Here is a 13629-nt window from a genome sequence, read left to right as displayed (position 1 = left end):
CCCCATCCCTTGAACTGGGAACTCAAACCAGACATTTACATTCGCATATGCCCGTGACCCCATCCGACGCCCTGAAGCCCCGGAAAACGCCCCGGCAGGCGCGCTCCGCCGCCACCGTGGACGCGATTTTCGAGGCAACGATTCAGGTTTTGCTGACCGATGGTTACGCGGGGCTGACAACGACTCGTGTGGCTGCAAGGGCTGGGGTCTCCGTTGGCACGATGTATCAGTACTTCCCCCATAAGGAGGCGCTGCTTTACGCGGTTCTTGAGGATTACCTTGAGGATGTGGTGGTGGCGATGGAGGAGGCGGACCAGCGGTACCGCGGAGGTCCGCTGGCCGAGATGGCCGATGGCCTAAGCCGCGCTTACCTCGATGCGAAGATGAAGCGCATGCCTGGGTCGCGGGCGTTGTATGTGGTGGCTTCGGAGCTGGATACGGGCCGCCTTATTGATGACATTGTCCGGCGGGCTGATGAGGTGATTGTCAGGATGCTTTCGAGTGCTTCCGATGCGCGATTCGATGATATTGCGAAGGTGGCCTACGCATTGCGGGTCATGCTCGTCGGGACGGTCCGGGCTGTGTTGGAGGATGATGGGACTGCAGAAGCTGTCGCCCGCCTATCTGCCGAATTGCCCATCATGTGCAAGGCGTACCTGCTTGCTTCATCCCTTTCGCCGCGTGGCGGGTAGCCCGCGCTACTGCTTATGGCCCATGGCGTTATCGCCTGTTCTCAGACAACGGTTGCTTCAAGGTCGTCGGCCGTCGGCCATGGGTGATGGATTCTTTCGTATGCGTGTAGTGCCAGTAGTATTCGACTGAGAATGCTGTTGTCCGGGTGGTAGTCATCCGCGGCACCTCGTTCTGCAAGTTCCTCAATGGCGATGAGTGCCCTGTCGTAGTCGGACTCATCGAATATGGGGGGGATGTCATACGGGTAGGGGGATGGCCTCGCTGGCTGCGGGCTGTCCTTGACGGCGAGTTTTTTCATCCAGCGTCTCCGGTCGTACTCGGCGTGGGTAAGAATTGACTCAACATGGCAGGCCTGCGTTACTGAAATATCCAGAAGCGGCAGGTGCGCTAGTTTCGCCGATGCCCCGAGAGCGTTCCTTCAGCGATTGTCGTGCGCGCATGTAGGACTGCACTGAAGGTGTGTAGTCCAAGCGTCAATCGATGAGGATCGGGCTACAAGATTCGTGGAAGCCTTCGTCGCTAGACCTTCTCAATCGCCAGTCGAAGTCCGAGCGCCACGAACAACACACCCATCGTCCGGTTCACCCAACGCCCGATGGCAGGCCGCCGTAGCAGCCCCCGCGTTAGCTTCTCGGCGAGGAAGACATACGCCAGGCTCATCACGAGCCCGATGGCGCTGGCGATCAGTCCTAGCAATAGCAGGTGGCGTACCGAGTGGGGATCGCCCGCGGTGATGAACTGCGGGAGTAGTGCGAGATAGAACAGCGCGACCTTGGGATTGAGGACGTCGTTGAGAAATCCATGCCAGACATGCTGCGCGTTGCGTTTGGCTGGGCGCCCGGCGGAGGTGGCAAACCCTGCCCGCGAACGAAACGCCTGCCAGCCGAGGAACAATAAATAGGCGGCACCGACGTACTTCACGAAGGCGAATGCCGTGGCGGAGGTGAGTACCAGTGCCGACAGCCCGGTGACCGCCGCGCATAGATGCACGTACGAACCCAGGTTGATCCCCAGCGCCGCCCATACGCCAGCCCTGCGCCCATACGCCATCGTTCGCCCGAAGAGAAACAGCATGTCCGGCCCGGGTACGAGAAAGAGGGCGACGCTCGCACCAGCGAATAGAAGGCAGGTGTGCAGGTCCATGCCAGCGATATGCCCTAGAGAGTGGGAAGGACGGTGCGAACGTGGGATTCGAACAGGTGAAGCAGGCGCGAGGGATGCTTCCGCGCGGTCAGCACGGAGATGCCAACTGACGGCAGGATTGGCAGGCCACTCGCCGGCGGCAGCACCTGCAGGTCGGGCGGCACGCCGGTCAGCGTCATGACCGTGATCGCCTGGCCGGAACGCACGACGGCCGTAAGCCCCGCGACACTCCCGCTCGCATAAGCAATGCGGTATCGACGCCCAGCCTTATCAAGGCTTGAAGTGGCTGCTAGATGATCCAGCGCATCCGGATCGGACAACGCCAACTGGAGCGGGTCACGGCGGTATGCCTCGCTGCCCCTGGCGGCGACCCAGACGAACGGCTCGCAGCGAAGGAATTGCTCGCGCTCCGGGCTATCCGGCAACGACACCACCGCGATGTCGAGCGATTGATCCTTTAGTTGCTCGACCAGCCGCGGCGTCGACGCACAAACCACCTCGATGAACACCTGCGGGTGCTGGGTCGCGAAGGTCTCAAGCAATTCCGGCAGGAAAATCCGCGCGTAATCGTCCGGACAGCCAAAGCGTATCCGGCCCGACAGGCTCGTCCCGGTCAGTTCGGCGACGGCCTCATCGTGGGCGCGGAGGATTTTGTAGGCATGGGCCAGCAGGCGTTCACCGTGCACGGTCAGGGCAATACCGCGCCCGGTCCGGTTCATCAGTGGCTGGCCGATCGCCTCTTCGAGCTTCTTGATCTGCTGGCTGAGTGCGGCCTGCGTGCGCCCGACCTGGTCCGCGGCACGACTCATCGCCGCCGCCTCGGCAATGGCGACGAAGTTGCGGAGCAGGGCGATATCCAGCCGGAGTGTCATGGCCCCATGCTAAGGCATGAACGACGCGCCGCAAGCGTCTGGCGTAAGGTACAAGCCACGCTTATGGCCCGCATTAGAACTTCTTGCTGCCCGTGGTGAATGGGCTGTGATTAAGATCGGGCCACCCAAGGGGACCACCGATGGAAGGACGAACGATGCACGCGATCGTGAAGCAGGCTTGTCTGGCGGTATTGATTGGCGCGGCCCTGGCGGGCTCCGCTTCCGTGGTGCGCGCGCAGGATGCGTCGCTGGTGGGCAAGGACGATATCCCGCAGAAGTTCGAGGATGTTATCCCTGGTGGCCAGGACTACATCCGGCGTGAGGTCATGGTGCCGATGCGAGATGGCACCAAGCTCTTCACCGTGATCGTCGTCCCCAAGGGCGCGAAGAATGCGCCGATCATCCTGACCCGCACGCCCTACAACGCCGCCGAGCGCGCAGGCAATCCCAAAGCCACCACCCTGGCTACCTCCCTGCCACCGCCGGATGCCATGTTCGTCGAAGCCAAATACATCCGCGTCTACCAGGATGTGCGCGGCAAATACGGCTCCGAGGGCAAGTACGTGATGATGTACCCGCCGCGCGGGCCCTTGAACCCAACGAAGACCGATGAAACCACGGACGGCTGGGACACGATCGACTGGCTCGTGAAACACGTGCCCGAGTCGAATGGCCGGGTGGGAATGATCGGCTCGTCCTACGAGGGCGAGACCATCGTCATGGCCTTGCTCGATCCGCACCCGGCGCTTAAAGCCGCGGTGCCGGAGAGCCCGATGGTCGATACATGGATGGGCGACGACTGGTTCCACTACGGCGCCTTCCGCCAGATGATGCTTGGCTACGTCCACATGCAGACCATGCAGAAGGGCGAGGGCGCCGTTACGCCGACCGACACCTACGACAAATACGAGGAATACCTGCGCGCAGGCTCCGTGGGCGATTACATCCGCAGCCGCGGGCTGGAGAAGCTTCCGTTCATCGCCCGCATGATGGAGCACCCTGCCTACGACGATTTCTGGCAGGGGCAGGACCTCGCGCGGCGTCTGGCGGCCAAGCCATCCAGCGTGCCGACGATCTGGGAGCAGGGTCTTTTCGACCAGGAAGACATGTGGGGCGCGAACCATGCCTGGCTCGCCCTCAAGGCCGCGGGGCACACCGCGAACAACTGGCTCGTCATGGGGCCGTGGTCGCACAGCCAGGTCAACGGCAAGGGTTACTCGGTGGGCGTGTTCAAGTGGGAAGGCGATACGGCCCGCCAGTACAACCGCCAGATGGTGATGCCGTTCTTCGAGCAATACCTGCAGGACGGCCAGCCCGCGAAGCTGGCGAAGGTGAACATCTACAACACCGGTGCCGATCGGTGGGAGAGCTTCCAGGATTGGCCGACCGCGTGCGCGAGCGGATGCGGGACGGGCCTCAAGCCCTTGTATCTGGCCGGCGGTGCGAGCCTCTCGTTCGACAAGCCCACCGACGGGCAAGCGGCCGATACCTACGTGAGCGATCCGGCGAAGCCCGTGCCGTTCCTGCCGCGCCCGGTGCTCGATCCCTTCTTCGGGTACGGCTCGACGTATGCGGGCTACATCCCCTGGAGTTCGTGGCTGCTCCACGACCAGCGCTTTGTCGACGGCCGCAGCGATGTCCTCACTTATGAGACGCCCGTACTCACCTCGGCGGTCCACGTGCAGGGCATCACCGTCGCGGACCTCAAGGCGATGACCACCGGCACCGACGGCGACTTCGTGGTGAAGCTCATCGATGTTTTCCCGTCCTCAGTCCCCAGCGACGCGAGCATGGGTGGTTACCAGATGGCGATTGCGATGGATATCCTCCGGGGCCGCTACAGGGAAAGCTTTGAACACCCGAGCGCCATCCCGGCCAACACCCCGCAGACCTACAAGTTCGACCTGCCCAACGTGAACCATGTATTCCAGCCAGGCCACCGGATCATGGTGCAGGTCCAGTCCACGTTGTTCCCGCTATACGACCGCAACCCCCAGACCTATGTCCCGAACATCTTCAATGCCAAGCCGGGTGATTACCGGGCCGCGACAATTTCCGTGTTGAGGTCGGATAGCCAGCCGAGTGCGGTGTGGTTGCCGGTGGTGGGGCAATAGGGGAACTGGACCAGGAACCAACTCACGCTGTCTTCGACGTGCCCTGACGGCGGCTTCGTGGTCAAGCTCGGCGGGTGACGTTCAGGTCGATGGAGTTGCGAGGTAGCGCTTGTCGTGGACTTGAATTCGTAAGAATTCACCATTACGGCGCACCGGCGTGCTTGCCTATACTGTGCTGACTCCAGAAAAAGGAAACCAGGCATGGACGCTCGTCGCTGGCTGGGCGCAGTTCTCGCTGGTGCGTTGTCGGCCTTTGCAGCGGTGACTGCAAAGACGCAAGCCGTCGAGGGAATCGATCATTCGGTAAAGCCAGGTAACGGGTTCTACGCGTACGCGAACGGCAGTTGGCAAAAGGCCGCCGTCCTTCCGGCGGATCATGCCGAAACAGGTCCCATGCAGACCGCGGTGGACGGCATGGATGAGCGCATGCGCGAGTTGATCGGGCGTGCCGCCAGTGCACCGGAGGACTCAAACGCGTGGAAGGTGGCCGCGTACTATCGGGCGTTCCTTGATAAGGCTTCGCGGGAGCGGATAGGACTGTCGTCCGTTCGACCACTGCTTGACGCGATTGCCAGTGCGCCAGATCGCCGTTCACTGGCATCCCTCATGGGGCGCGAGCAGGTGGATTTCACCGCTTCTTTTATCGACATTTATGTCGACATCGATCATGGCGAAGACCCGCGGTACGCGGCGGTATTGACCCAGTCGGGCCTGGGCATGCCTGATCGGGACTTCTACATGGACCGTGCTTTCTTGACGCAACGGCGCGCTTATGGAAGTTACGTGGAAGCACTGCTTACCGACGCAGGCATTGCCGAGCCAGCTCAGGCGGCACGCGACGTTTTGGCATTTGAGACGCAGCTAGCTCGCGCCAGTTGGCCGTCTGAGAGGCAGGTCGAGGAGTCATGGCGCCACATGGGCGTGGTGCAATTGGTGCGATTCGCGCCCGGGTTTGACTGGCAGGCATTTCTTGAATCGGCAGGGGTCAATATAAGCGCCCAGGTCGTTATAGCGGAGCCAGACGCTGCACGGGCGCTTGCGGCACGCTTTGCGCAAACACCGCTGCCCGTGCTGAAGCATTGGATGGCTGCCCGCGTAATGGATCGTGCAGCGCCTTTTCTGACGGACCACCTGATCGATAGGTGGCAGCAATTCCACGAGAGAGCGATCGGAGGTCAAGCCGCGCCAACTCCGGATTGGCGTCGCGCCGTGCGAATCGTTGCGGGTACGACATGCCCGGGTGACGCCATGCCCGCAGCGGAATGTTTCGGTAGCCTGCGATGGGCGGCTGGCGATCTGTACCTCGCCAGCTACTTTCCGGAGGACCTTCGGGATGAGGCGAAGGCGATGGTCGATCGGCTTCGCGCGGCTTTTCGTCGTCGCCTGGCCAGCGAGCCATGGATGTCGCCTACAACCAGGGAAGCAGCCGTCGCCAAGCTGGATGCATACACGGTGAAGCTGGGTGGCCCTGACGAATCAGCGAATCTTTCATCGCTGGCCCTGGTGCCGGGCGACCTTGTCGCAGACGCGCGAGCGGCCGCAGCAGCGACGTGGGCTGGCGAGCTCGCCCGCCTGGGGCGCGTGGCAGATCCACATGCGTGGATTGAAGCGCCGCAGACGGTCGACGCCAACAACGGGCCGGCTCTTGATGTTGAGTTTCCCGCCGGCCTGTTCCAGCCGCCTGTGTTCGATAGTCAACGCGATCCGGCGTACAACTTCGGCGCCTTGGGCGCATTCGTCGGGCACGAGTGGACCCATGGATTCGATGACACGGGGCGGCGCATCGACGCACGGAACCGGCGTCAGGACTGGTGGACCGCTGCGGACGATCGCGCGTTCTCCGAACGCGCGGCACGGTTGGCACGGCAGTACGATTCGTTCGCCCCTTTTCCGCAACTGCACGTGAGAGGTGATCAAACCCTGGGCGAGGATATCGCTGACCTTGGTGGGCTTTCCGTTGCACTTGACGCGTATCACGAATCGCTCGGCGGCAAGCCAGCTCCAGTTGTCGATGGATTTACCGGCGACCAGCGCGTGTTTCTTGGCTGGGCCTGGATGTGGCGCGGAAAGAAATCCGACGCGGCGCTAAGACGGCAACTCGTTGACGACGTGCACGCGCCCTTCGTCGTTCGAGTCGACGCTGTCGTGCGGAACCTTGATGTCTGGTATTCAAGTTACGGTGTGAGCGAAGGATCTGTTCTATATCTGCCGCCAGGCGATCGCGTGCGCCTTTGGTAGCTTTACTCGTTCACGAGACGATCGCGGAAGAAGGGTCGACGACTTCGGGGCATCAGAAAGGATAGTGGGCCTGCTCATAAGCATGGATCACATCGAAAAGCATTCCGCAGAGCTGGCTGTTGGGATGCTCGTCATTCATTGCGCCGATATCCACCAATCGGTCGATGGCGGAAAGAGCGAGGTCATGATCGCGTTCGTCGACGATGGGCCGTACGGTCGATGTGTGCTGGAACAATCCCCAGCCGATTGGCGCGACGTCGCGTACGTGTGTGTAGGTCATCCAATGCCTCTTGTCATATTCGTTGTGCGTCAGGACTGCCTTGATGTAGCACTCCTGCCGCGCGAAGTTGATAAACGTAATCAACCGGTACCGATTGCCGCGGATGTCGAAAACAATGCGCTCACGGACCAGATCGACGCTTCGAAAGGTGTTTCGAAGGTCCGAAAAGTTGGCGAGCGATCGCGACTCAATATGCTTACGCCACGTTTGCAGCGCGATACGCGCGTCCGGATATCGCTCTGCGAACCCCCTTAACGGGCGATGGCTAATCACCCGCATGGCTTGCTCCGTATGGGTCTGGGCGGTGACTATGCCGTGGGCACCGCCCTCGGATCACCGGCCTTCGCCTCGCTGTCGCGTAGGGGATCGCTGATTCGCAGTAGGGCTTTTCGTAGTCAGGCAATCCGGACCACGGATCGTTGCGGGGCACCGCAGACGCGAGGGGGCGTTGCGCTGGCTTCAGGGAGGTACCATAGGCAACAGATCCATCGAGTCCGAGGTAGTCATGCCATTTCGTGTCCTGCTCATGGGTGGTACGGGGCAGGTTGGGTCCGCGGTCGTGGCCGCGTGCCTGGCCGAGCCGTCCTGCGCGGAAGTCGTTTTGATCAACCGACGGCCGGCATTGCCAGTGGCCGAGGCGCGCCTGCGCGAAGTGGTGTTGGACACCGGGGCCCCGGGCTTTCCTGATCAGGTTGCACGCGTCGCTCAAGCCTTGGTGGCATCAGGCGATCCGGTTTGTGGTGCCTCTTGCGTGGGCGTTGGGTCCGGCAGCATGAACTGGACCGAAGAACAGCTGAAGGCACTGGAAGTCGGCGTCGTTGGCGGCTTTGCCCGCGGCTGCCATGCCGGCGGTATCACGCGTTTCGCGCTGCTTTCCGCCGTCGGTAGCGATTCGCGAAGCCGTTTTCGCTATGTACGCGTCATGGGCCTGAAGGAAGCCACTGTCGAGGCCGTCGGCTTCGAGCGCCTCGCGATCTTTCGTCCCGGCATTATCGCCGGCAACGCGCACACGCCTGGCTACGTCGCATGGCTCGGCCGCCTCGTACCCGGCCGGTTTGGTGTGATCGAACAGGTCGACATCGGCCGGGCTTTTGTAGCCGAATGCAGGGACGATCATTCGCCGCGTGGCAGCGCTTATTTTGAGAACGGCGATATGAGGCGAATGGCACGCCAACGTGCATGAGTAGCGCAGCGTCCAGGCAACGTGTTGGTAGCGCAGCGGACTCACGCTGTCCTAACCGCTGCACGTGTCCGGTTGTCCGATGCTTGGACGTCCGCGGACACGATGATCCGTCTGCCTGACAGCCTGCTTTCGCTCTGGCTCGCTCCTTGCTTCCTCCTGGTCAGGAATCAGGGAGAGACCAGGTGGTCAATCGAACCGACGGCAAGGTGGCGGCTCGCGAGTGGGGCGGTGTGCCCTGGGATATGCAGAATTATGTCTTCTACTTTTTAAGATCGCGCCAGTTCCCCATTACGATCCGCAATACGCAGCTCGTTGCACAGGTCCTGATGCGGCGGCTCGCGTCCGGCCCGGTCGTGCATCGTGATCTTGATGTCGTCATTGAGAACAGTGACGTGGAGCACCTGCTGGATGATGGCGAACCAGGAACTTAGTTCTAGGAGCACACGCCTCAAGGCACCCGCGTTAACCAGGGCTCCATGAACGCTTCGAGGTTCACCCGAGGTGGCACCGTCAGCCCCGCGGCATGCACGAAACCCTGCGAGGCCTTCAGGAACGCCTGTTTCGCCCGCGCGGAATCCATGCGCGCGGCGGCCTGCTTTTGCCGGAGCTGCACGATATGCGCGGAAGGCTGGCCCGGTTTCGAAAACTTCGCATAGCGGCGCAATTCATCGGCAGCCACGGTGGTATCGCGCGCGGCGCGGTCCATGGCATTCCGGGCTTCAACGGCTTGGGCGAGCAGGGCGCTTGCCTCGGGGGAAAGATCCGCGGGGGAGGGGTTCTTGTGATCAGTCATGCTTTTTGAAACCCCGGAAACAACAAAGCCCCGCATCGCTGCGAGGCTTTGTCTTATAATTGGTGCCCAAGAGAGGACTCGAACCTCCACGGTTTTACCCGCTAGTACCTGAAACTAGTGCGTCTACCAATTCCGCCACCTGGGCAGGTGTCCCGGTAACAGCATTGCTGCCCCGTGAGCCGCGTAGATTAGGCAGGTCGGATACACTTGTCAACGATTTTCCAAAACGGGAAGTAAAAATTGTTACTTCCCCCCTTCAAGGTCCTTACGTGACGAAGAAAAACAAAGGTTCCGGTGCCCGCAAGGGGCCCCGCAAGCCCAAGGCGAGCCGCCCCGGAAAGGCGCTGGCCAAGTTCCGCGACCGCATTCCGGGTCCCGCGGTAGCCGATCCACATGCCGCGCGCGAAGCGCAGCGCTATGAGAATCCCATTCCCAGCCGCGAGGCGATCCTTGCGCTCCTCGAGGAGCGCGGTGAGCTGATGCTGGCCGAGGACATCGCCCGCGCCCTGCGGCTGTTCACCGATGACCAGATCAACGCGCTGGATAAGCGCCTGGGTGCCATGGTCCGCGATGGCCAGCTGCTGCGTAACCGCCGCAACGGTTATGCGCCGGCCCAGAAGCTCAACCTGATCCCCGGCCGCGTCATTGCCAACGCCGAGGGCTATGGCTTCCTGCGCCCGGACGAGGGCGGGGATGACCTCTACCTCTCGCCCTCGCAGATGCGCAGCGTGCTGCACGGTGACCGCGTGCTGGCCAGCGTCGTCGGCATCGACCGCCGCGGCCGACGCCAGGGCGCCATCGTCGAGGTGCTCGAGCGCCGCTCGCCGCGCCTGGTCGGTCGCGTGGTCGTCGAGAACGGCGTGACGCTGGTCGAGCCGGATGACCGTCGCCTGCACCAGAACATCATGATTCCCACGGGCCAGGACGCCGGCGCCCGTTCGGGCGAGATCGTGGTCGTCGAGATCACCGATCCGCCGACCCCGCATCGTGGTCCGCTCGGCGCCATCCGCGCCGTGCTCGGTGCCCGCCTGCAGCCCTCGCTGGTGGTCGAGATGGCTATCGCCAGCCACGACCTGCCGCATGAGTGGCCGCCGCAGGTCATCCGCCAGGCCGAAGAGGTGGAGCCCAAGGTCACAGCCGCCGAGCGCAAGGGCAAGGTCGATATCCGCAACCTGCCGCTGGTGACGATCGACGGCGAGGACGCCCGCGACTTCGATGACGCGGTATACGCGGAGCAGCTCCGCAACGGGGGCTTCCGCCTCATCGTCGCCATCGCCGACGTCTCGCATTACGTGCCGGTCGGCACCGCACTCGACGCCGAAGCTTACGAGCGCAGCACCTCCACGTACTTCCCCGGCTTCGTCGTGCCCATGTTGCCGGAGACCCTTTCCAACGGCATCTGCTCGCTGAACCCGAAGGTCGACCGCCTCTGCATGGTCTGCGACATGGAAGTGGATGCGGAAGGCGAGGTCCAGCATTCGAAGTTCTACGAAGCGGTGATGTACTCGCACGCGCGCCTCACCTACACCAAGGTGTGGCAGGCCGTGGGTGAGCGTGACCCGGCCGTGCGCGAAGAGATCGCCGACGTGCTGCCGCAGGTGGAAACGCTGCACCGCCTGTACAAGGCCATGGCGAAGGCGCGCAAGCGCCGCGGTGCCATCGATTTCGAAACGCCGGAAGTGAAGTTCCGCCTGACGCCGTCAGGCGATGTGATGGCCATGGGGGCCACCGATCGCAACGATGCGCACAAGCTGATCGAGGAATGCATGATCGCCGCGAACGTGCAGGCGGCGAAGTTCCTGTCCAAGCGGAAGATCCCGGCGCTGTATCGCGTGCATGCGCCGCCGCCGGTCGAGAAGTACGAAGACCTGCTGCAGTTCCTGCGCGAGTTCAAGCTGCGCCTGCCGCCGAACGATGAAGTGACGCCGGCGGATTTCTCCGCGCTGCTGAAAAAGGTGCACGACCGCCCGGAAGCCGAGCTGATCCAGTCGGTGTTGCTGCGGGCGCAGAGCATGGCCGTTTACCTGCCCAGCAACGATGGCCACTTCGGCCTCGCGTTGGACGCGTACGCCCACTTCACCTCGCCGATCCGCCGCTATCCCGACCTGCTCGTGCACCGCGCGATCCGCTATGCCCTGACCAAGGGCAAGCCGGCGGATTACGAGTACACCGAAGGCCAGATGGAAAAGATGGCCGTGCACTGCTCGCAGCGCGAGCGTCGTGCGGAAGAGGCCGAGCGCGATGTCGACGAGCGCTTCAAGTGCGCGTGGATGGAAAAGCACGTGGGCGAGGAGTTCGCGGGCACCATCACGGGCGTCACCTCGTTCGGCCTGTTCGTGGAACTGGCGGCCTCGCGTGTGTCGGGCCTGGTGCACGTCTCGCAGCTGCCGAACGACTATTACAAGTTCGATCCGGTACGCCACCTGCTGGCGGGCGAGCGCACGGGTGAGCGTTACCGCCTGGGCGACTACGTCAGCGTGCAGGTGCTCCGCGCGAGCATGGAAGACCGCAAGATCGACTTCCGCCTGAAGGCACGCCTGCAGGCGCTGCCGCAGCCCGTGCTGCCGCCGCCGGTCGCACCGCCGCCGGTGATGCCGGTCGGCACCGTGGCCCAGGTGGGTCGTGCCTTCGGTCGCGTGGTGAAGAAGGTGGCCGAAAAGCTTACCGGGAAGAAGGCCGCGGCTACCAAGGCACCCGTTTCGAAGGCACCGCCCGCGAAGGCTGCCGCAAGCAAGGCGCCGCCAACTCCGGCTGCGAAGGCCGCCCAGGCGAAGCCGGCACCCGTGAAGACGCCCGCGCCGAAGTCGCAGGCTCCGAAGGCACCGGCCGCGAAAGCCCCGGCGCCGCGCGGTCACGTCGCCCCGGCACCCGCGGCAAAGGCACCGGCAACGAAGGCCCCGTCGCAGAAGCCCGCACCGTCGAAAGCAGCGTCCACGCGCAAGCAGGCCGCGGTTGCCCCGGGCACGCCGGTTGGGGATCATGCGCTCCCCGCGCTTCCCCCGCTGCCGGCCGTGAAGAAGGCGGCGGCGAAGGCGCCGGCAAAGAAGGCCGCGCCGGCAAAGCCTGCCGCAACGAAGGCCGTGAAGAAGGGCACCGCGAACGCGGCACCCGCGAAGAAGGCCGCGGCAAAGAAAGCCGCGCCGCGTACGAACAAAGGCAAGCAGTAAGTCATGGCGACAGAAACGTGGATCGTAGGCATCAACCCGGTCGAAGGCGCCCTCGCCAACGATCCGGAGCGGGTGCGTGAACTGCTGGTCGAGCAGAACTCGAAGAACGCCCGCATCAACGAGATCCTGGCCGCCGCGCGCAAGCACGGCATCCAGGTGCGCACGATGGGCAAGGACCAGCTTGAGAAAATGAGCGGCGAAGCGCGCCACCAGGGCGTCGTCGCGCGTTATGAAACCCCGCCCATGCTCGGCGAGAACGAGCTGGAAAGCCTGGTCGAGAAGGCGGGCCCGGACTGCCTCATCCTCGTGCTCGATGGCGTGACCGACCCGCATAACCTCGGTGCCTGCCTGCGCAGCGCGGCGGCGGCGAAGGTCACGGCCGTGGTCGTCCCGAAGGATCGTGCCGTCGGGCTCACCCCGACGGTGCGCCGCGCATCCGCCGGTGGTGCCGACCTGGTACCGCTGGTGGCCGTGACCAACCTGGCGCGCGCGCTGCGTTCGATGAAGGACGCCGGCGTGTGGATCACCGGCATGGCCGGTGAGACCGAGCAGTCGATCTACCAGGTGGACTTCAAGGGCCCGGTGGCGATCGTGCTGGGTAGCGAAGGCGATGGCATGCGCCATCTCACCCGGGAAACCTGCGATTTCGTCGCGAAGATCCCGATGCCGGGCAACATGGAGAGCCTCAACGTCTCCGTGGCCACCGGTGTCGTGTTGTTCGAGGCGCTGCGCCAGCGAGGTATCAAGAAATGAGCAGCCTGCTGTGGCATGACTGGTGCGGCCTCGTTGGTGTAGCCCTGGTCCTGGTCGCGTTCTTCCTGCTCCAGGCGCACAAGCTCTCGGGGCAGGGCTACCCGTACCAGGTGATGAACCTGCTCGGTGCGTTCGGCATCCTGCTTTCGCTGATCTTCGGCACCTTCAATCTCCCGGCGTTCCTGCAGGAGATGGCCTGGTTCCTGATCAGCGTGTACGGCATCGTGCGCGGCGTACGCGCCCGCAAGGCCGCGCAGATCCTGCCGTAGCCAGCGCCCGTCTTGTGGGAGCGGGGGTGGGGGCGGGGGGGGGGGGCGGGCGCCCCCCCCCCCCCCCCCCGCGCCCCCCCCCAAGCCGGGGGGGGGGAGCGGGGGGGGAGGGGGGGCGGGGGAC

Annotated in this window: 13 protein-coding genes and 1 tRNA gene; 8 read left to right on the top strand and 6 right to left on the bottom strand. The window is 63.6% G+C overall.

Annotated features, from left to right (window positions below; translation table 11 throughout):
- The first annotated feature begins 53 nt into the window (after positions 1-53).
- Positions 54-692 carry a TetR/AcrR family transcriptional regulator gene (locus ACZ6YI_RS04760; protein WP_465777640.1) on the top strand — a complete coding sequence of 213 codons (639 nt, stop codon included), beginning with the start codon at positions 54-56 and terminating at the stop codon, positions 690-692.
- A 41-nt stretch (positions 693-733) separates the two neighbouring features.
- Here the strand turns inward: ACZ6YI_RS04760 and ACZ6YI_RS04755 are convergent, their stop codons facing one another.
- From ACZ6YI_RS04755 to ACZ6YI_RS04745, 3 genes are all read right to left on the bottom strand, one after another.
- Positions 734-991, bottom strand: coding sequence for a hypothetical protein (locus ACZ6YI_RS04755; RefSeq protein ID WP_465777639.1), 258 nt, complete (start codon positions 989-991; stop codon positions 734-736).
- Positions 992-1212: 221 nt separating this feature from the next.
- Complete coding sequence (locus ACZ6YI_RS04750; protein WP_465777638.1) at positions 1213-1836, bottom strand: LysE family translocator; 624 nt, start codon at positions 1834-1836, stop codon at positions 1213-1215.
- A gap of 14 nt (positions 1837-1850) precedes the next feature.
- The gene (locus tag ACZ6YI_RS04745) at positions 1851-2708 is read right to left on the bottom strand and encodes a LysR substrate-binding domain-containing protein (RefSeq protein WP_465777637.1); all 858 of its coding nucleotides are present in this window, start codon (positions 2706-2708) and stop codon (positions 1851-1853) included.
- Between the two features lie 155 nt (positions 2709-2863).
- On the opposite strand from ACZ6YI_RS04745, the gene ACZ6YI_RS04740 reads away from it, so the two are divergent.
- Positions 2864-4822: a CocE/NonD family hydrolase gene (locus tag ACZ6YI_RS04740; protein ID WP_465777636.1), complete on the top strand. Its 1959-nt coding sequence runs from the start codon at positions 2864-2866 to the stop codon at positions 4820-4822.
- Between the two features lie 201 nt (positions 4823-5023).
- Complete coding sequence (locus tag ACZ6YI_RS04735) at positions 5024-7060, top strand: M13-type metalloendopeptidase (RefSeq protein WP_465777635.1); 2037 nt, start codon at positions 5024-5026, stop codon at positions 7058-7060.
- Positions 7061-7112: 52 nt separating this feature from the next.
- On the opposite strand, the gene ACZ6YI_RS04730 is transcribed toward ACZ6YI_RS04735, so the two are convergent.
- Positions 7113-7619, bottom strand: coding sequence for a type II toxin-antitoxin system HigB family toxin (locus ACZ6YI_RS04730; protein ID WP_465777634.1), 507 nt, complete (start codon positions 7617-7619; stop codon positions 7113-7115).
- Positions 7620-7845: 226 nt separating this feature from the next.
- On the opposite strand from ACZ6YI_RS04730, the gene ACZ6YI_RS04725 reads away from it, so the two are divergent.
- Together ACZ6YI_RS04725 and ACZ6YI_RS04720 are read left to right on the top strand one after the other, a co-directional pair.
- Complete coding sequence (locus ACZ6YI_RS04725; RefSeq protein WP_465777633.1) at positions 7846-8523, top strand: Rossmann-fold NAD(P)-binding domain-containing protein; 678 nt, start codon at positions 7846-7848, stop codon at positions 8521-8523.
- Positions 8524-8705: 182 nt separating this feature from the next.
- Complete coding sequence (locus tag ACZ6YI_RS04720; RefSeq protein WP_465777632.1) at positions 8706-8954, top strand: hypothetical protein; 249 nt, start codon at positions 8706-8708, stop codon at positions 8952-8954.
- Between the two features lie 17 nt (positions 8955-8971).
- On the opposite strand, the gene ACZ6YI_RS04715 is transcribed toward ACZ6YI_RS04720, so the two are convergent.
- Together ACZ6YI_RS04715 and ACZ6YI_RS04710 are read right to left on the bottom strand one after the other, a co-directional pair.
- Positions 8972-9316 (bottom strand): hypothetical protein, encoded by a 345-nt coding sequence (locus tag ACZ6YI_RS04715; protein WP_465777631.1) that lies wholly within the window; start codon positions 9314-9316, stop codon positions 8972-8974.
- 60 nt (positions 9317-9376) lie between these two features.
- Positions 9377-9461, bottom strand: a tRNA-Leu gene (locus ACZ6YI_RS04710).
- 124 nt (positions 9462-9585) lie between these two features.
- Here ACZ6YI_RS04710 and rnr point away from each other — a divergent pair.
- Genes rnr through ACZ6YI_RS04695 form a run of 3 tightly spaced genes read left to right on the top strand, consistent with a single transcriptional unit; the run spans position 9586 to position 13505 of the window.
- Positions 9586-12483, top strand: coding sequence for a ribonuclease R (gene rnr / locus ACZ6YI_RS04705; RefSeq protein WP_465777630.1), 2898 nt, complete (start codon positions 9586-9588; stop codon positions 12481-12483).
- A 3-nt stretch (positions 12484-12486) separates the two neighbouring features.
- The gene (gene rlmB / locus ACZ6YI_RS04700) at positions 12487-13236 is read left to right on the top strand and encodes a 23S rRNA (guanosine(2251)-2'-O)-methyltransferase RlmB (RefSeq protein ID WP_440327983.1); all 750 of its coding nucleotides are present in this window, start codon (positions 12487-12489) and stop codon (positions 13234-13236) included.
- The gene (locus ACZ6YI_RS04695; protein WP_440327984.1) at positions 13233-13505 is read left to right on the top strand and encodes a CBU_0592 family membrane protein; all 273 of its coding nucleotides are present in this window, start codon (positions 13233-13235) and stop codon (positions 13503-13505) included. Before rlmB ends, ACZ6YI_RS04695 begins: the two co-directional genes overlap by 4 nt.
- Positions 13506-13629 lie beyond the last annotated feature (124 nt).

The organism is Luteibacter sp. NPDC104163 (genome assembly GCF_055584245.1).
The sequence above is the reverse complement of the archived record's forward strand: the minus strand, read 5'-3'. Positions and strand labels throughout refer to the sequence as shown.

Coding starts and splice junctions, on each gene's coding strand:
- ACZ6YI_RS04735 (WP_465777635.1), top strand. CDS start 5,024: ATGGACGCTCGTCGCTGGCTGGGCGCAGTTCTCGCTGGTGCGTTGTCG.
- ACZ6YI_RS04695 (WP_440327984.1), top strand. CDS start 13,233: ATGAGCAGCCTGCTGTGGCATGACTGGTGCGGCCTCGTTGGTGTAGCC.
- ACZ6YI_RS04755 (WP_465777639.1), bottom strand. CDS start 991: ATGAAAAAACTCGCCGTCAAGGACAGCCCGCAGCCAGCGAGGCCATCC.
- ACZ6YI_RS04715 (WP_465777631.1), bottom strand. CDS start 9,316: ATGACTGATCACAAGAACCCCTCCCCCGCGGATCTTTCCCCCGAGGCA.
- ACZ6YI_RS04740 (WP_465777636.1), top strand. CDS start 2,864: ATGCACGCGATCGTGAAGCAGGCTTGTCTGGCGGTATTGATTGGCGCG.
- ACZ6YI_RS04725 (WP_465777633.1), top strand. CDS start 7,846: ATGCCATTTCGTGTCCTGCTCATGGGTGGTACGGGGCAGGTTGGGTCC.
- ACZ6YI_RS04750 (WP_465777638.1), bottom strand. CDS start 1,836: ATGGACCTGCACACCTGCCTTCTATTCGCTGGTGCGAGCGTCGCCCTC.
- rlmB (WP_440327983.1), top strand. CDS start 12,487: ATGGCGACAGAAACGTGGATCGTAGGCATCAACCCGGTCGAAGGCGCC.
- ACZ6YI_RS04745 (WP_465777637.1), bottom strand. CDS start 2,708: ATGACACTCCGGCTGGATATCGCCCTGCTCCGCAACTTCGTCGCCATT.
- ACZ6YI_RS04730 (WP_465777634.1), bottom strand. CDS start 7,619: ATGCGGGTGATTAGCCATCGCCCGTTAAGGGGGTTCGCAGAGCGATAT.